At 69.4% G+C, this 15,835-nt stretch carries 19 protein-coding genes and 5 tRNA genes; 18 read left to right on the forward strand and 6 right to left on the reverse strand.

Annotated features, from left to right (window positions below; genetic code table 11):
* Positions 1-221 precede the first annotated feature (221 nt).
* The 9 genes from FCI23_RS10065 (at position 222) to FCI23_RS10105 (ending at position 4,074) form a co-directional block, all read left to right on the forward strand.
* Entirely contained in the window at positions 222-431 is a 210-nt protein-coding gene (locus FCI23_RS10065) for a hypothetical protein (protein WP_136723138.1), read from the forward strand.
* 89 nt (positions 432-520) lie between these two features.
* On the forward strand, positions 521-1,291 hold the full coding sequence (locus tag FCI23_RS10070; protein WP_136723139.1) for a fumarylacetoacetate hydrolase family protein: 771 nt from the start codon (positions 521-523) through the stop codon (positions 1,289-1,291).
* Entirely contained in the window at positions 1,284-2,780 is a 1,497-nt protein-coding gene (gltX, locus tag FCI23_RS10075) for a glutamate--tRNA ligase (protein ID WP_136723140.1), read from the forward strand. Before FCI23_RS10070 ends, gltX begins: the two co-directional genes overlap by 8 nt.
* 38 nt (positions 2,781-2,818) lie before the next feature.
* Positions 2,819-3,544, forward strand: a complete 726-nt coding sequence (locus FCI23_RS10080; RefSeq protein ID WP_136723141.1) for an HAD family hydrolase — start codon at positions 2,819-2,821, stop codon at positions 3,542-3,544.
* Positions 3,545-3,635: 91 nt separating this feature from the next.
* Positions 3,636-3,707 (forward strand) — tRNA-Gln (locus FCI23_RS10085).
* Positions 3,708-3,726: 19 nt separating this feature from the next.
* A tRNA-Glu gene (locus FCI23_RS10090) sits at positions 3,727-3,799 on the forward strand.
* A 26-nt stretch (positions 3,800-3,825) separates the two neighbouring features.
* Positions 3,826-3,898, forward strand: a tRNA-Glu gene (locus FCI23_RS10095).
* A gap of 12 nt (positions 3,899-3,910) precedes the next feature.
* Positions 3,911-3,982: transfer RNA gene (locus FCI23_RS10100), tRNA-Gln, on the forward strand.
* Between the two features lie 19 nt (positions 3,983-4,001).
* Positions 4,002-4,074, forward strand: a tRNA-Glu gene (locus tag FCI23_RS10105).
* A gap of 59 nt (positions 4,075-4,133) precedes the next feature.
* On the opposite strand, the gene ndgR is transcribed toward FCI23_RS10105, so the two are convergent.
* Complete coding sequence (gene ndgR, locus FCI23_RS10110; protein WP_136723142.1) at positions 4,134-4,850, reverse strand: IclR family transcriptional regulator NdgR; 717 nt, start codon at positions 4,848-4,850, stop codon at positions 4,134-4,136.
* A 163-nt stretch (positions 4,851-5,013) separates the two neighbouring features.
* On the opposite strand from ndgR, the gene leuC reads away from it, so the two are divergent.
* From leuC to FCI23_RS10130, 4 genes are all read left to right on the forward strand, one after another.
* A complete protein-coding gene (leuC, locus tag FCI23_RS10115; RefSeq protein WP_136723143.1) occupies positions 5,014-6,426 on the forward strand; it encodes a 3-isopropylmalate dehydratase large subunit in 1,413 nt (470 codons plus the stop codon).
* Between the two features lie 5 nt (positions 6,427-6,431).
* On the forward strand, positions 6,432-7,025 hold the full coding sequence (gene leuD / locus FCI23_RS10120) for a 3-isopropylmalate dehydratase small subunit (RefSeq protein ID WP_136723144.1): 594 nt from the start codon (positions 6,432-6,434) through the stop codon (positions 7,023-7,025).
* A gap of 215 nt (positions 7,026-7,240) precedes the next feature.
* Entirely contained in the window at positions 7,241-7,474 is a 234-nt protein-coding gene (locus tag FCI23_RS10125) for an SCO5555 family protein (protein ID WP_136723145.1), read from the forward strand.
* A 122-nt stretch (positions 7,475-7,596) separates the two neighbouring features.
* Positions 7,597-8,205, forward strand: a complete 609-nt coding sequence (locus FCI23_RS10130; RefSeq protein WP_136723146.1) for an HU family DNA-binding protein — start codon at positions 7,597-7,599, stop codon at positions 8,203-8,205.
* Positions 8,206-8,292: 87 nt separating this feature from the next.
* Here FCI23_RS10130 and FCI23_RS10135 read toward each other — a convergent pair whose 3' ends face one another.
* Both FCI23_RS10135 and cofC read right to left on the reverse strand, forming a co-directional pair.
* Positions 8,293-8,511 (reverse strand): hypothetical protein, encoded by a 219-nt coding sequence (locus tag FCI23_RS10135; protein WP_136723147.1) that lies wholly within the window; start codon positions 8,509-8,511, stop codon positions 8,293-8,295.
* Positions 8,512-8,664: 153 nt separating this feature from the next.
* The gene (gene cofC, locus FCI23_RS10140) at positions 8,665-9,321 is read right to left on the reverse strand and encodes a 2-phospho-L-lactate guanylyltransferase (RefSeq protein WP_136723277.1); all 657 of its coding nucleotides are present in this window, start codon (positions 9,319-9,321) and stop codon (positions 8,665-8,667) included.
* 145 nt (positions 9,322-9,466) lie between these two features.
* Between cofC and FCI23_RS10145 the strand changes: the two genes are divergently transcribed.
* From FCI23_RS10145 to FCI23_RS10155, 3 genes are read left to right on the forward strand one after another with little or no spacing between them, the layout of a single operon-like run.
* Positions 9,467-10,183 (forward strand): lysophospholipid acyltransferase family protein, encoded by a 717-nt coding sequence (locus tag FCI23_RS10145; protein WP_136723278.1) that lies wholly within the window; start codon positions 9,467-9,469, stop codon positions 10,181-10,183.
* Positions 10,180-11,181, forward strand: a complete 1,002-nt coding sequence (locus FCI23_RS10150; protein ID WP_136723148.1) for an NAD(P)H-dependent glycerol-3-phosphate dehydrogenase — start codon at positions 10,180-10,182, stop codon at positions 11,179-11,181. Before FCI23_RS10145 ends, FCI23_RS10150 begins: the two co-directional genes overlap by 4 nt.
* A 12-nt stretch (positions 11,182-11,193) precedes the next feature.
* On the forward strand, positions 11,194-12,351 hold the full coding sequence (locus FCI23_RS10155; RefSeq protein ID WP_136723149.1) for a D-alanine--D-alanine ligase family protein: 1,158 nt from the start codon (positions 11,194-11,196) through the stop codon (positions 12,349-12,351).
* A gap of 168 nt (positions 12,352-12,519) precedes the next feature.
* Here FCI23_RS10155 and FCI23_RS10160 read toward each other — a convergent pair whose 3' ends face one another.
* The gene (locus FCI23_RS10160) at positions 12,520-12,990 is read right to left on the reverse strand and encodes a DUF3515 domain-containing protein (protein ID WP_136723150.1); all 471 of its coding nucleotides are present in this window, start codon (positions 12,988-12,990) and stop codon (positions 12,520-12,522) included.
* 53 nt (positions 12,991-13,043) lie between these two features.
* Complete coding sequence (locus FCI23_RS10165) at positions 13,044-13,277, reverse strand: Lrp/AsnC ligand binding domain-containing protein (RefSeq protein ID WP_136723151.1); 234 nt, start codon at positions 13,275-13,277, stop codon at positions 13,044-13,046.
* 142 nt (positions 13,278-13,419) lie between these two features.
* On the opposite strand from FCI23_RS10165, the gene FCI23_RS10170 reads away from it, so the two are divergent.
* Positions 13,420-14,382, forward strand: coding sequence for a thiamine-phosphate kinase (locus tag FCI23_RS10170; RefSeq protein WP_136723152.1), 963 nt, complete (start codon positions 13,420-13,422; stop codon positions 14,380-14,382).
* A gap of 9 nt (positions 14,383-14,391) precedes the next feature.
* The gene (thiD, locus tag FCI23_RS10175) at positions 14,392-15,189 is read left to right on the forward strand and encodes a bifunctional hydroxymethylpyrimidine kinase/phosphomethylpyrimidine kinase (protein ID WP_136723153.1); all 798 of its coding nucleotides are present in this window, start codon (positions 14,392-14,394) and stop codon (positions 15,187-15,189) included.
* A gap of 142 nt (positions 15,190-15,331) precedes the next feature.
* On the opposite strand, the gene rpmB is transcribed toward thiD, so the two are convergent.
* Positions 15,332-15,517, reverse strand: coding sequence for a 50S ribosomal protein L28 (gene rpmB / locus FCI23_RS10180; RefSeq protein ID WP_082598345.1), 186 nt, complete (start codon positions 15,515-15,517; stop codon positions 15,332-15,334).
* Between the last annotated feature and the right edge of the window lie 318 nt (positions 15,518-15,835).

Here is a 15,835-nt window from a genome sequence, read left to right on the forward strand (position 1 = left end):
TCATCCGGTGAAGTACGCTATGTCGCTTTCACTTGTCAAGATCAAATGTGGGATTCGCCTACTTTGTCCATCACTTGGTGAGCAATATCACAGCGCAATGGGTGTCTCGGCCACGGAGTTTTGGGAATTGACGCCACTAGCCTGATCGTTTACATACACGCCCAGACCGTCAACCGGCGTCTGCTGCCCGGCGCCCCGATCCAAGAGGTCCATACCGGCCCATGAAGACGACCATGATGTTCCGTCCCATAGCCAACCCCCGGCGCACCACCCTCGCGCACCTCAAGGATGCCGAGGAACCGCAGACCACAGTCACCGAGGACGCGGCGGCAGACCTGACGGACGCAGAGGTCACCGAGGCCCCCCAGCTGCCGCGGCAGACGGCGAATCCGCGCCGCACAGTGCTTTCGAAGCTCCCCGGCGCGCAGTAGCCGTAGCGCGGAGCAGCGAGGCGCCCCCCCGCAGTGTCAAATAAGCTGGAGTCCCACTTCCGGTACCCAGTGAGGGGCAGCTGCTTCCCGTGCGCATCGCCAGGTTCTCCATCGACGGCAATGTCGCCTTCGGCGCGGTCGAGGGCGAGGCCATCGACATCATCAAGGGCATCCCGTTCGCCGACTTCGAACTCTCCGGGACCAGGATCCCGTTGGACAAGGTCCGGCTGCTCCCGCCGGTGCTGCCGAACAAGGTCGTCGCGATAGGCCGCAACTACGCGGAGCACGCGGCGGAGCTCGGCAATGAGGTGCCCGCCGCCCCCTGGGCCTTTTTCAAGCCCTCCACCTCCGTGGTCGGCCCCGGTGACCCGATCGTGTACCCCACGTTCTCCCGCGAGGTCCACCACGAGGCCGAACTCGCCGTGGTCATCGGCCGGCTGTGCCGGGAGGTGCCGCGCGAGCGCGTCAAGGACGTCATCCTCGGCTACACCTGTGCCAACGACGTCACCGCCCGCGACACCCAGAAGGCCGAGAAGCAGTGGGCCCGTGCCAAGGGCTTCGACTCCTCGTGCCCGCTCGGCCCCTGGATCGAGACCGGTCTAGACCTCGCCGCCGCCTCGGACCTCGCGATCACCGCGACCGTCAACGGCGAGCTGAGGCAGGCAGGCCGCACCAGCCAGATGATCAACTCCATTGAGGACCTGATCGTCAACATCACCGAGGCGATGACGCTCCTTCCGGGTGATGTCATCCTCACCGGCACCCCGGCCGGGGTCGGACCGCTCCATGTCGGCGACGAGGTCGCCGTCACCATCGAAGGCATCGGCACTCTCACCAACAAGGTGATCAAGCGTGACTAGCGCAGCTCCCGCACGACCCGTACGTGTACGGTTCTGTCCCTCGCCGACCGGCAACCCCCACGTGGGCCTGGTCCGCACAGCCCTGTTCAACTGGGCCTTCGCCCGGCACAACAAGGGCCGCAGCGGCACATTGGTTTTCCGTATCGAGGACACCGACGCCGCGCGCGACTCCGAGGAGTCCTACGAGCAGCTCCTGGACGCCATGCGCTGGCTGGGCTTCGACTGGGACGAGGGCCCGGAGGTCGGGGGCCCGCACGCTCCGTACCGTCAGTCCCAGCGGATGGACATCTACGCGGACGTCGCGCGCCGGCTCCAGGAGGCCGGCTACGCCTACGAGTGCTTCTGCACCACCGAGGAGCTGGACGCCCGCCGCGACGCCGCCCGTGCCGCCGGCAAGCCGTCCGGCTACGACGGCCACTGCCGCGACCTGACCGCCGAGCAGATCGAGGCGTACCGCCGGGAGGGCCGCACGGCGATCGTCCGTTTCCGGATGCCCGACCACCCGATCACCTTCACCGACCTCGTACGCGGAGACATCACCGTCACCCCGGAGAACGTGCCCGACTACGGCATCGTCCGGGCCAACGGCGCCCCGCTCTACACCCTGGTCAACCCGGTCGACGACGCGCTGATGGAGATCACCCACGTCCTGCGCGGCGAGGACCTGCTCTCCTCCACCCCGCGCCAGATCGCGCTCTACGCCGCCCTGGCCGAGATCGGCGTCGGCAATGGCACCACGCCGGAATTCGGGCACCTGCCCTATGTCATGGGTGAGGGCAACAAGAAGCTCTCCAAGCGCGACCCGCAGTCCTCCCTGAACCTCTACCGGGAGCGCGGCTTCCTGCCCGAGGGCCTGCTCAACTACCTCTCGCTGCTCGGCTGGTCGCTCTCCGAGGACCGGGACATCTTCTCCATGGACGAGATGGTCGCCGCCTTCGACATCAAGGATGTCGTCGCCAACCCGGCGCGCTTCGACCTGAAGAAGTGCGAGGCGATCAACGCCGCCCACATCCGCCTGCTGGACGTCAAGGACTTCATCACGGCCTGCGCCCCCTGGCTGAAGGCGCCCTTCGCCCCCTGGTCCCCGGAGGCGTTCGACCAGGAGGCCTTCGAGGCGCTCGCCCCGCACGCCCAGACCCGGCTCACGGTCCTGTCCGAGATCACCGCAGGCGTCGACTTCCTCTTCCTCGACGAGCCGGTGGAGGACGAGGTGTCCTGGCAGAAGGCGATGAAGGAGGGCTCGGACGCGCTCCTGCGCTCCGTCCGCGGCAAATTCGCCGAGGCCGAATGGAACGCCGGGACCCTCAAGGAGGCCGTCCTGGCCGCAGGCGAGGAGCACGGCCTGAAGCTCGGCAAGGCCCAGGCCCCGGTCCGCGTCGCGGTCACCGGCCGCACCGTGGGCCTGCCGCTCTTCGAGTCGCTCGAAGTCCTCGGCCGCGACCGCACCCTCGCCCGCCTCGACGCCGCCCTGGCCAAGCTCGGTGGCTGACCGGCCGCAGAGGTCCGCTGGTCTGTAGGGTCGGCGGCATGCCGATCCGCGCTGTCCTCTGGGACATCGATGACACCCTCTTCGACTACTCGGGGGCCGAACGCACCGGCGCACTGCGGTACTTCGAGGCCGAGGGCCTGTTGCGCGCGTACGAAAGCGCGGAGCAGGCCCTCGGTCATTGGCGCGCGGTGATGGAGATCCACTACGACCGTTTCCTGGCCGGCGAGCTGACATTCCCGGAACAGCGCCGCGAACGCGTCCGCGCGTTTCTGGGACGGCCACTGGCCGACGCCGAGGCGGATGCCTGGTTCGAGGGCTACCGGGTGCATTACGAGGGCGCCGACTGGTCCGCCTTCCCGGATGTCGTACCGGCTCTGGACGCCCTTACGCCCGCGTACCGGCACGGGGTGCTGTCGAACTCCAGCGTCCTCCAGCAGGACCCCAAGCTCCGGGCCCTGGGGCTGCGTGACCGCTTCGAGGTGCTGCTCTGCTCCGCGGAACTCGGCCACGCCAAACCCGCGCCGGAGGCGTTCCTCGCGGCCTGCGACGCACTCCGCCTGCCGCCCCGCGAGGTGGCGTACGTCGGCGACAAGCCGGACATCGACGCGCGCGGCGCGGACGAGGCCGGGCTCACCGGCATCTGGCTGGACCGGGCCCGCACCGGCGCCGGCCTGCCCGGCCTGCGGATGATCACCGGTCTGGGGCAGCTGCCAGCGCTGCTGGCGGGCGATACCCGTTTTGGAGCGCCGTCACGCATCGGGTAATGTTCTTCCTGCGCCGCTCGGGCGGGCCGCAGGGCCGGGCCGGGAAGCGCTAACCAAACAAAACCCCACAATATCAGGGGTTGGATTTTGGTGGGGTATGGTGTAATTGGCAACACGGCTGATTCTGGTTCAGTTGTTCTAGGTTCGAGTCCTGGTACCCCAGCGTATTTCGTACAGAGCAAGCCCCCGTTGTGTAGCGGCCTAGCACGCTGCCCTCTCAAGGCAGTAGCGCCGGTTCGAATCCGGTCGGGGGTACTGGTCCCGTAAGGGACTTCGCTAGGGCCCCCGTTGTGTAGCGGCCTAGCACGCCGCCCTCTCAAGGCGGTAGCGCCGGTTCGAATCCGGTCGGGGGTACTTGACATGCCATGGGGTATGGTGTAATTGGCAACACGGCTGATTCTGGTTCAGTTGTTCTAGGTTCGAGTCCTGGTACCCCAGCGTATTTCGTACAGAGCAAGCCCCCGTTGTGTAGCGGCCTAGCACGCCGCCCTCTCAAGGCGGTAGCGCCGGTTCGAATCCGGTCGGGGGTACGTAAGCGAATGGCCCGGCGCGAAGGCGCCGGGCCATTGTGCTTTGTACGGGCTCAGGCTCAGCCGTTGCGGCGAAGCGCTTCGCTGAGCCGGCCGGCCGCGTCGATGATCGCCTGGGCGTGCATACGCCCGGGGTGCCGGGTGAGGCGCTCGATGGGCCCGGAGACGGACACAGCGGCGACAACGCGGTTGGAGGGCCCGCGCACGGGCGCCGACACCGACGCCACGCCCGGCTCGCGCTCGCCGATGGACTGGGCCCAGCCCCGTCGCCGTACGCCGGAAAGAGCCGTAGCCGTGAAACGGGCGCCCTGGAGCCCGCGGTGCAACCGCTCCGGCTCCTCCCAGGCGAGCAGGACCTGGGCGGCGGACCCGGCCTTCATCGGAAGGGTGGAGCCGACGGGCACCGTGTCCCGCAGCCCGGACAACCGCTCCGCCGCGGCGACGCAGATCCGCATGTCCCCTTGGCGCCGGTAGAGCTGGGCGCTTTCTCCGGTAACGTCACGCAAATGGGTAAGTACCGGCCCGGCGGTGGCGAGCAGCCGGTCCTCGCCGGCCGCCGCGGCGAGTTCGGAGAGCCGGGGGCCGAGGATGAAGCGGCCCTGCATGTCGCGGGCGACCATGCGGTGGTGCTCCAGGGCAACCGCGAGGCGGTGGGCGGTCGGCCGGGCGAGGCCCGTGGCGCCTACGAGTCCGGCCAGGGTGGCCGGGCCGGACTCCAGTGCGCTGAGCACCAGAGCCGCCTTGTCGAGAACGCCGACGCCACTAGAGTTGTCCATGCAACGATACTCGCGTCTCACTCTGTGAAACGCAAGTCCAATTTTCCGGGTAACGCGTCAGGCTGGTAGGCGACAAGGTCGCAGTGGCCTCCCTTACGAGGGGACCGGCCCGCCGCGGCACCGTACGAGTTGGCCGGCAGTGCGGCCGGTCGGAGGGACAGCGATGGGCAGGACACTCGCGGAAAAGGTCTGGGACGACCACGTCGTCCGGCACGTCGAGGGCGAACCCGACCTCCTCTACATCGATCTGCACCTCCTCCACGAGGTCACCAGCCCCCAGGCCTTCGACGGCCTCCGGCTCAACGGCCGCCAAGTGCGCCGTCTGGACCTCACCATCGCGACGGAGGACCACAACACCCCGACCCTCGACATCGACAAGCCGATCGCCGACCCGGTCTCCCGCACCCAGCTGGAGACGCTGCGGAAGAACTGCGCGGAGTTCGGGGTGCGGCTGCACCCGCTGGGCGACGTCGAGCAGGGTGTCGTGCATGTCGTCGGCCCGCAGCTGGGTCTGACCCAGCCCGGTACCACGGTGGTTTGCGGCGACAGTCACACCTCCACCCACGGCGCCTTCGGCGCGCTGGCGTTCGGCATCGGCACCTCGCAGGTCGAGCATGTGCTGGCCACCCAGACGCTGCCGCTCGCCCCGTTCAAAACCATGGCGATCACGGTTGACGGCGAACTGCCTCCCGGGGTCACCGCCAAGGACCTGATCCTGACCATCATCACCAAGATCGGCACCGGCGGCGGCCAGGGCTATGTGATCGAGTACCGCGGCCCGGCCATCGAGAAGCTCTCGATGGAAGCCCGGATGACCATCTGCAACATGTCGATCGAGGCGGGCGCCCGGGCAGGCATGATCGCCCCGGACCAGACCACCTTCGACTACCTGCAGGGCCGTCCGCACGCCCCCGAGGGCGAGGACTGGGACGCGGCGCTCGCGTACTGGAAGACCCTCAGGACCGACGAGGACGCCGTCTTCGACCACGAGGTGCGCATCGACGCTGCCTCGCTGTCGCCGTTCGTCACCTGGGGCACCAACCCGGGCCAGGGCGCCCCGCTGAGCGCCAGGATCCCGGACCCGGCCTCCTTCGCGGACCCCAGCGACCGGTTCGCCGCCGAGAAGGCCCTGGAGTACATGGCCCTTGAGGCCGGCACCCCGCTGCGGGAGGTCAAGGTCGACACCGTCTTCCTCGGCTCCTGCACCAACGGCCGGATCGAGGACCTGCGCGCCGCCGCCGCCGTCGTCGAGGGCCGCCAGGTCGCCGACGGCGTACGGATGCTGGTCGTGCCCGGTTCCGTACGGGTCGCTCTCCAGGCCGTCGAAGAGGGCCTGGACAAGGTCTTCACCGCGGCCGGCGCCGAGTGGCGGCACGCGGGCTGCTCGATGTGTCTGGGCATGAACCCCGACCAACTCGCCCCCGGCGAGCGCTCCGCGTCCACCTCGAACCGTAACTTCGAGGGACGGCAGGGCAAGGGCGGCCGCACCCACCTGGTGTCGCCCCAGGTCGCCGCCGCCACCGCGGTCACCGGCCGCCTCTCGTCCCCCGCCGACCTCGACTCCGTGGAGGCCTGAGCGTCATGGAAGCTTTCACCACACACACCGGCCGGGTTGTACCCCTGCGCCGCAGCAACGCCGACACCGACCAGATCATCCCGGCCCACTGGCTGAAGAAGGTCACCCGCAACGGCTTCGAGGACGGCCTCTTCGAGGCCTGGCGCAAGGACCCGGCCTTCATCCTCAACCAGCCCGAGCGCGCGGGCGCCACCGTGCTGATCGCCGGCCCCGACTTCGGCACCGGCTCCTCCCGCGAGCACGCGGTGTGGGCGCTGCAGAACTACGGCTTCAAGGCCGTGATCTCGTCCCGCTTCGCCGACATCTTCCGTGGCAATTCACTGAAGAACGGCCTGCTCACGGTGATCCTCCCGCAGGAGACCGTCGAACAGCTCTGGAAGATCACGGAAGGCGACCCGGCCGCCGAGATCACCGTCGACCTCGTCGCCCGCGAGGTCCGTGCCGAGGGCATCACCGCCCCGTTCGAACTGGACGACAACGCCCGCTGGCGGCTTCTGGAAGGCCTGGACGACATCAGCCTCACGCTGGGATACGAGCCCGACATCGCCGCGTACGAGGCCAAGCGTCCGGCGTACAAGCCACAGACGGTGCAGGCCTGAGGGTCTTCCGGCCCGCACGTCCTCGTAGCGCCCCCGCCCTATGGCGTGGGGCGCTACGTCGCGTTTGCGCCTGCCCGGTCCGGGCAGTTCGCCACCGGCTTGGTGACCGCCCCCGGAACAGGTGACTGACTGTGCTGGGCCGCTACGCTTCGTACGCGCACCAGGATCGCATTCCCTCTGACCTGAAGGGCAGGATTCCCTTGTGGAGGAGAGAGATGGAACGCGATGAGGGGCTCGAGCTGTACGGGCTCCTCGCCGCCCGGCTGAAGCAGGCACACACCCGAGTGGCGGGTCTGCAAGTGACCGATGAAGTCCGGGTCCAGTTGAGCCGCAGACTGCTCGTCATCACGGCGGCCGCGAAACGTGATCTCCCGGCTGCGGCAAGGCGTCTGGACGCTCTGATGAAGGACCTGGAGGAAGGCCGGCTCCCCGACGAAGGAAGTCCCTGAGAGCCGAGTTCGTTGCGGCACAAGGGTGATTCGCCCGTTTCGTATTTGATTTGCGGTATATATCCGCCTAACGTGCGAAAAAGCCCGAACTCATTCGCCGGGCAAGTTCCGAAGGGGAAGACGTGAACAAGGCGCAGCTCGTTGAAGCGATTGCCGACAAGCTCGGCGGCCGCCAGAACGCCGCAGAAGCGGTGGACGCGGTTCTGGACGCCATCGTCCGTGCGGTTGTCGGCGGTGACCGGGTCTCGGTCACAGGTTTCGGATCGTTCGAGAAGGTGGAGCGTCCCGCCCGCTACGCCCGCAACCCCCAGACCGGGGAGCGGGTCCGGGTCAAGAAGACCTCCGTGCCGCGATTCCGTGCCGGCCAGGGCTTCAAAGACCTGGTCAGCGGGACAAAGAAGCTCCCCAGGGGCGGCGAGGTCTCGGTGAAGAAGGCCCCCAAGGGCAGCCTCACCGGCGGCGTTACCGCCAAGGCCACGACCAAGAAGGCGGCCGCGAAGAAGACCACGGCGGCCAGGAAGACCGCCGCCAAGAAGGCCACTCCGGCAAAGCAGACCGCCGCGAAGCAGACCACGGCCGCCAAGAAGACCTCCGCGGTCAAGAAGACCGCGGCCGCGAAGAAGACCACCACCAAGAAGGCCGCCGCGAGGAAGACCTCGCCGGCCAAGAAGGCGCCTGGCAAGACAGCCGGGCGCAAGACCACCCCCAAACGGGCCGCCGCCAGTAGGTAACCCGCCTACCAGAGGCCGCGACGGGCCGGGTTCCCTCCGGGGAGCCCGGCCCGCGCCATTGCGTCCGGAGACCAGGAGGCTTCGCCCTTACGCCCCCGGGTCCGGGAACGTCTGCAGCGTCACGAACACCACCCTGCGCCCCGGCCCCGACCCCTCGGTGCGGATCCGCACCCGCTGCCCCGGCCGCAGCAGCCGCAAGCCCCCCGCGTCGAAGGCCGCCGCGTCGAACGGCAGTGGGGTCCCGTCGTCGAGCAGCACACTGCCGCCACGGGTCTCGGGATCGTAGGTGTACGAGGTCGCCTGCATACGGCCAGCGTAGTAGGGCTGCGGCAGGCACGATCCCGTCCGTCCTGCCAAGGAGGGCCGAGCGGCTCGCCCGGCGCCGTCGGCAGGCCGCCCCAGGCCCTGTCCGGCAAATCCTGCCTGCACCGCGGGGGCCCGCCCGCCGGCCGGCCGGCGCTATTTGTCGGACAGGGCCTGGGAATGCCCGGCGATCGATGGCAGCGGCATCAGCGCCGCTGTGTACCGGCCCACGCCGAGTGCCAGGGCCGCGCGTAGGTCGTCGGCGGTGTCGACGTCACGCCGTGCGGAGTCCACGCCGGTCAGCGTGATCTCCCGCGCGCCCGAGGCACGATGGCGGGCCCGGGAGGGGCCGCCGAAGGCCGGGGCGAGGGCGGTTCCGGGGGCGGCGCAGAGCAGCGTGGTGCCCAGGTCCGCGGCGTCGGCCAGGAACGCCCGCCCGGGGCCCGCCGAGGCGGCGTCCAGCACGCGCGTCAATTCGGCGGGCCGCAGCGCCGGGAGATCGGCGTTCAGGGCCGCCACGGGGGTGTCAGGGCGATCGCGGCGCACCCACAGGGCGCCGTGCGCGAGCGCCGCGTTGAGCCCGGCGGCCGGGGTGTCGGCGACGACACGGGCGCCGAGCGCGGCGAGCTGCGCCCCGGCGAGCGGGTCGTCGGTGACCACAGTCACACTTCCGACCGCCCGGCAGTTCAACGCGGCGGTCACCGTGTCCTTGGCGAACGCCAGCGCGAGCCCGGGCAGCACCGGCCCGGCCGCGCTGGCCAGACGGCTCTTGGCGAGGGCGAGCGGTTTGAGCGGCACGACGAGGGACCACATCACGATTGGCAGCACTGCTCCATTGTGCTTGCCCCCGCCTGAGGTACCGCTCTACGCCCTGGCGTTACGGTGGGCGTACCGGCGACACTTGTGCCGCCGCACGGGTACGCGCGTGCCGCGCCACAGCTACGAGGAGGATGTCCTGGTGTCCCGCCGCAGAATCGGCTTCTGGTACCGCCTGGCGGCCGTCATCGCGAAACCGCCGCTCCTTGTGTTCTTCAAGCGGGACTGGCGCGGAATGGAGAACATTCCTGCCGACGGCGGATTCATCACCGCGGTGAACCACAACTCCCACCTCGACCCCTTGTCGTACGGGCATTTCCAGTACAACACCGGACGCGTCCCGCGTCTTCTCGCCAAGGCCGGCCTCTTCAAGATCCCGTTCATCGGCATGATGCTGCGCGGCACCGGCCAGATCCCCGTGTACCGGGAGTCCAGCGACGCCGCCAACGCCTTCCGCGCCGCGGTCGACGCCCTCAACTCCGGCGAGTGCGTCGTCTTCTACCCCGAGGGCACCCTCACCCGTGACCCGGACCTGTGGCCGATGACCGGCAAGACCGGCGTCGCCCGGCTCGCGCTGCTCAGCAAGGCACCGGTGATCCCGGTCGCGCAGTGGGGCGCCCATGAGGCGATGCCGCCGTACGAGAAGCTGCATCTCTTCCCCCGCAAGACCCTCAGGGTGCTCGCCGGACCTCCGGTGGACCTCTCCGCCTTCTACGGTCTCGAACCCACCGCCGAAGTGCTGCGCGAAGCCACCGACGTCATCATGGACGCGGTGACCGAGCACCTCGCCGAATTGCGCGGCGAGCCCGCGCCCACCGAGCGTTACGACCTCCGCAGGGCGAAGAAGGGCCTCAAGTGACAACTCGTTGCGCGGTCTACGGAACCGGCTCCTGGGGCACCGCCTTCGCGATGGTGCTCGCCGACGCCGGCGCCCAGGTGACCATGTGGGGCCGTCGCCCTGATGTGGTGGACGCGATCAACACCGGCCGTACCAACCCGGACTACTTCCCCGGCGTCGAACTCCCCGACACCGTACGGGCCACCACCGACCCGGCGGCGGCCGCCCGTGACGCCGAGTTCGTGTTCCTCTCCGTACCGTCCCAGACGCTGCGCGGCAACCTTGCGCAGTGGGCGCCGTTGCTGCCCCCGGACTCTGTGCTGGTCAGCCTGATGAAGGGGATCGAACTCGGCACGGCCAAGCGGATGAGCGAGGTCATCGAGGAGGTCGCCAAGGCCGGCCCGGACCGGATCGCGGTTCTCTCCGGACCCAACCTCGCCAAGGAGATAGCGGCCCGCCAGCCCGCCGCCTCGGTTGTCGCCTGCCATGACGAAGCGGTGGCCCGTAGGCTGCAGGCCACCTGCCACACCGGGTACTTCCGCCCGTACACCAACACCGATGTGATCGGCTGCGAGCTCGGCGGCGCGGTCAAGAATGTGATCGGGCTCGCCGTCGGCATCGCCGACGGCATGGGCCTCGGCGACAACACCAAGGCCTTGCTGATCACCCGCGGCCTCGCCGAGACCACCCGGCTCGGCGTCGCCATGGGCGCCGACCCGCTCACCTTCTCCGGCCTTGCGGGCCTCGGCGACCTCGTTGCCACCTGTTCGTCGCCGCTGTCGCGCAACCACACCTTCGGTACGAACCTCGGCCGCGGCATGACCCTGGAGCAGACCATCGCCGTCACCAGGCAGACCGCCGAGGGCGTCAAGTCCTGCGAGTCGGTGGCCGATCTGGCCCGCCGCTACGGGGTCGACATGCCGATCACAGACACGGTCGTGGACATCGTGCACAACGGCAAACAGCCCGCCGTGGCCGTCAAGGACCTGATGTCACGTTCTGCGAAGTCCGAACGGTAAGGTCAACGCGACATGAGCACTGTGCCTTCTTCCCAGAGCCCCGAGGGCCCCAAGGGCCCCAAGCCGCGAGTCGCTGTCGTCTTCGGCGGCCGCAGTTCCGAACACGGGGTGTCCGTGGTGACCGCGGCGAGCCTCCTGCGCGCCATCGACCGGACCAAGTACGACGTGCTGCCCATCGGCATCACCGCCGACGGACGCTGGGCGCTGACCGCCGACGACCCCGAGCGGATGGCCATCACCGACCGCCGGATGCCCAGCGTGGAGCAGGTCAGCGATCACGAGGGCACCGTTGTCCTCCCGGTCGACCCCGCCAGCCGCGAGGTTGCCTACACCGAACCGGGTTCGGTGCCCAAGGTGCTCGGCGAGGTCGATGTCGTCTTCCCGCTGCTGCACGGCCCGTACGGCGAGGACGGCACCCTGCAGGGCCTGCTGGAGCTTTCCGGCGTGCCCTATGTCGGCGCCGGCGTGCTCGCGTCCGCCGTCGGCATGGACAAGGAGTACATGAAGCGGGTCTTCACCTCCTTCGGACTCCCCGTCGGCCCCTATGTGGTGATCCGGCCCCGCGAGTGGGAGCAGGATCCTTCTTCCGCCCGCAGGAAGATCATCGACTTCGCGGGCGACCACGGCTGGCCGCTCTTCGTGAAGCCGGCCCGGGCCGGCTCCTCGATGGGCATCAGCAAGGTCGACGACCTCGGCGGCCTGGACGAGGCGATCGAGGAGGCGCGGCGCCACGACCCCAAGATCATCGTGGAGTCGCTGCTGCGCGGCCGTGAGATCGAGTGCGGCGTACTGGAATTCGAGGACGGCCCGCGCGCCAGCGTCCCCGCCGAGATCCCGCCGGTCACCGCGCATGCCTTCTACGACTTCGAGGCCAAGTACATCGACTCCGCCGAGGGCATCGTCCCGGCACCGCTCACCGAGGCCGAGACCGCCGAGGTCCAGCGGCTCGCCATGGCGGCGTTCGACGCCGCGTCCTGCGAGGGCTTGGTCCGCGCGGACTTCTTCCTGCTGGACAACGGCGAATTCGTGATCAACGAGATCAACACGATGCCCGGCTTCACCCCGATCTCCATGTACCCGCGCATGTGGCAGGAGAGCGGCGTCAGCTACCCGGAACTCGTCGACCGGCTGATCCAGGCCGCGCTCCGCCGCTCCACAGGATTGCGCTGACGCGCGATCATCCCAGGACAGGCCCTAGGGCCTGTCCGGTCGATCTCCGTGGCGTCGCGGTGCCCCCGCCTCCGCCCCCTCCATGCGAATCGCAGGCGCCGGACACCGTTCCTTCCTCCACGGCCACGCCGCGCCAGGGGCAGATCGGCTGCAGCGACCGGACAGGCCCTAGAGACCGGTCGGGTCCGTCTTCTTCACGGCGGCCGCCAGGTCGGTGAGCGGATTGACCTCGGGCGCGTACTTCCCGGGCACCGTCACCTCGACAAACGCGTCGCGGTCGGTCGTCGTGAAGCGGTACCCGTCGGTCAGCTGCTGCACCAGCCAGCTCACCCCGTTGACCTCCGCGGCGTTCGCCGTCGGATCGTACTTGGCATTGCCGGGCGTCAGTACGTCGGGCCGGGGTACTCCGCAGCGCAGCGCCACCGTAGGATCCCCCCACCCGGCGGTGAGGGCGGAGTCCGGCTCGACGGTGCGCCGGGACAGCCCGTCGACGGTGCCGGGAAGGGCCTTGTGCAGCGACCGGCAGAGCGTGGCCGCCTTCGCGGCAGGGGACGGCGCGGGGATCTTGACGGGACCGTCACCGCCGCCGGAGGCGAACGCGTAGACCGCCACCGCGAAAAGGCATGCGGCGGCGGACACGGAAACCAACAGGGACCGGCGGCGATGTATCACCGGTCCAGCCTAGACGGGGGCTACAGATGGACGACCGGGCAGGTCAGGGTGCGGGTGATCCCCTCCACCCGCTGCACTTTCGCGACCACCATGCGGCCGAGGTCGTCGACCGTGTCTGCCTGGGCGCGGACGATCACGTCGTACGGGCCCGTGACATCTTCGGCCTGGATGACACCGGAGATCTTGGAGACCACCTCCGCTACTGCCGAGGCCTTGCCGACCTCGGTCTGGATCAGAATGTACGCCTGTACCACGGAACCTCCAGGGCGGCTACGAGGATCATGTGGGAGGGACCGCAACGTTACCGCGTCGCCGCACGCCACGGGGAGACCCGCGCGGCACCGACCACGCACATGACGGGAAAAACTAGGTGAACGCAGCGAAGGGGACGAAGCGATGAAGGGGACCGTGGGCGAGTTGGGGGAGTTCGGGCTCATCAGGGAGTTGACCTCCCGGCTCACCTCCAACCCCGCCGTGCGGCTCGGACCAGGCGACGACGCCGCTGTGGTCGCCGCGCCGGACCGCCGGGTGGTGGCCACTGTCGACGCGCTGATCGAGGGACGGCACTTCCGCCGCGACTGGTCCACCGCCTACGACGTCGGCCGCAAGGCCGCCGCGCAGAACCTCGCGGACATCGCCGCGATGGGCGCGGTCCCCACCGCCGTGCTGCTCGCCCTGGTCGTCCCGGCGGACCTGCCGGTGACCTGGCCGGTCGAGCTCATGGACGGCATCCGCGACGAGTGCCAGGTGGCCGGGGCGGCGGTGGCCGGCGGGGACGTGGTGCGCGGCGACACGATCATGGTCTCCATCACCGCGCTGGGGGATCTCCGCAACCGCGAACCCGTAACCCGGTCCGGCGCCCGGCCCGGCGACATCATCGCCGTCACCGGCTGGCTCGGCTGGTCCGCGGCCGGATTCGCGGTGCTCTCCCGGGGGTTCCGCTCCCCGCGCGCCTTCGTCGAGGCCCACCGCCGACCGGAACCGCCCTACCATGCCGGTCCTGCCGCCGCCGACCTCGGCGCCACCGCGATGACCGACGTCAGTGACGGACTCGTCGCCGACCTCGGACACATCGCGACCGCCAGCGGCGTCCGAATCGACCTCAAGTCCGCCGACATCGACGTCCCGGTCCAGATGGCCGACATCGGCCAGGCGGTCGGCGTCGACCCGCTGCACTGGGTGCTCACCGGTGGCGAGGACCACGCCATCGTCGCCGCCTTCCCGCCCGACGCGAAGCTCCCGGCCCGCTGGCGGATCATCGGCGAGGTCCTCAAGCCGGCCGGCACACCCCAGGTCACCGTGGACGGCGCCCCCTGGGACAAGGCAGGCGGCTGGGACCACTTCGGCGGCCAGGACTAGATTTCCAGTATGACCGCCCCACCTGCCCCGCCCCGGGCCCTCACCATCGCCGGTTCCGACTCCGGCGGCGGCGCGGGCATCCAGGCCGACCTCAAGACGATGCTCGCGCTCGGAGTGCACGGCATGAGCGTCGTCACCGCCGTCACCGCGCAGAACTCACTCGGCGTCCAGGGCGCCTGGGATCTGCCCGCAGAGACGGTACGGGCCCAGTTCCGCAGCGTCGTCGACGACATCGGCGTACAGGCGGTCAAGACCGGCATGCTGTCCTCCGCCGAACTGGTGGAGACCGTCGCCCAACTGCTGGCGGGAATCAGTGCCCCCGTCGTCGTCGACCCCGTTGGTGTCTCCAAACACGGCGACCCCCTGCTCGCCGCCGAAGCCGTCGAGACCGTTTGTGCGAGCCTGCTCCCGCTCGCCACCGTGGCCACCCCCAACCTCAACGAGGTCACCCAGCTCACCGGCGTCGTGGTGGACAGCGAGGCCGGGATGCGCGAGGCCGCGGACGCGCTGCTCACCCACGGCCCGCGCTGGGCGCTCATCAAAGGCGGTCACTTGGCGGGCGACGCCGTGGACCTGCTCACCGACGGATCGGCGGAGCACTGGTTCCGCGCCGCCCGCCATGACAACCGCCACACCCACGGCACGGGTTGCACTCTGGCGAGTGCCATCGCCTCGCACCTGGCCATGGGGCTGGACGTCCCCGAGGCGGTCGGCGCGGCCAAGGAGTACGTAACCGGCGCTATAGCGTCGGGTTTCCCGCTGGGCGGCGGAATCGGGCCCGTGGACCACGCGTGGCGGTGGCGGTGAGGAAAAACAAAACCGGCCCACGGCGAGATGGACCGGCTTCGAATGACGCCCCCGAAGGGTTCCTGCTTCACAGGCGTTTAACCTGTCCGCCCGTCCGGCGGCCAGGAGCAGTAGCCGCAAGGGCTGCGCTACGACGTACGCGTCAGCGCGAGACCTTGCCGGCCTTGATGCACGAGGTGCAGACATTGAGGCGCTTCGGCGTCCGACCGACCGTCGCACGCACCGTCTGGATGTTGGGGTTCCAACGACGGGGGGTACGGCGGTGCGAGTGCGAAATGCTGTTGCCGAAGCCCGGCCCCTTGCCGCATACGTCGCAGTTGGCAGCCACGGGTCACTCCAAAGACTTCAGATGCTCTTACGGTCACCTTCTGGATCACAGCCCCTGCCCGCCACTGGCCGTGACGTATGGACCGCATCCACCGGAGGGTTGAGCCTCCGGTACGGGCACGATGACATGTACCCACGCCGTACCATCGGTAGTACGACGACTCCGCTGCCAGCACACCCTGACCGTGACCCCGGCGGACCGGTTCGTGCCTTAAGGCTCAGGCAGCAGATGCGCACGGCTCCGTGCCGTGCGACCGGGGAAGCATACAACGACCACTCCCGATCGACGAAACCAGCCGGGTGGCCGGGCTCGCCCTCC

Source organism: Actinacidiphila oryziradicis (assembly GCF_005047355.1).
Lineage (GTDB): Bacteria > Actinomycetota > Actinomycetes > Streptomycetales > Streptomycetaceae > Actinacidiphila > Actinacidiphila oryziradicis.

Coding starts and splice junctions, on each gene's coding strand:
- leuC (WP_136723143.1), top strand. CDS start 5,014: ATGGGCAGGACACTCGCGGAAAAGGTCTGGGACGACCACGTCGTCCGG.
- FCI23_RS10170 (WP_136723152.1), top strand. CDS start 13,420: ATGAAGGGGACCGTGGGCGAGTTGGGGGAGTTCGGGCTCATCAGGGAG.
- thiD (WP_136723153.1), top strand. CDS start 14,392: ATGACCGCCCCACCTGCCCCGCCCCGGGCCCTCACCATCGCCGGTTCC.
- ndgR (WP_136723142.1), bottom strand. CDS start 4,850: ATGGACAACTCTAGTGGCGTCGGCGTTCTCGACAAGGCGGCTCTGGTG.
- FCI23_RS10065 (WP_136723138.1), top strand. CDS start 222: ATGAAGACGACCATGATGTTCCGTCCCATAGCCAACCCCCGGCGCACC.
- FCI23_RS10135 (WP_136723147.1), bottom strand. CDS start 8,511: ATGCAGGCGACCTCGTACACCTACGATCCCGAGACCCGTGGCGGCAGT.
- FCI23_RS10125 (WP_136723145.1), top strand. CDS start 7,241: ATGGAACGCGATGAGGGGCTCGAGCTGTACGGGCTCCTCGCCGCCCGG.
- cofC (WP_136723277.1), bottom strand. CDS start 9,321: ATGTGGTCCCTCGTCGTGCCGCTCAAACCGCTCGCCCTCGCCAAGAGC.
- FCI23_RS10155 (WP_136723149.1), top strand. CDS start 11,194: ATGAGCACTGTGCCTTCTTCCCAGAGCCCCGAGGGCCCCAAGGGCCCC.
- FCI23_RS10080 (WP_136723141.1), top strand. CDS start 2,819: ATGCCGATCCGCGCTGTCCTCTGGGACATCGATGACACCCTCTTCGAC.
- leuD (WP_136723144.1), top strand. CDS start 6,432: ATGGAAGCTTTCACCACACACACCGGCCGGGTTGTACCCCTGCGCCGC.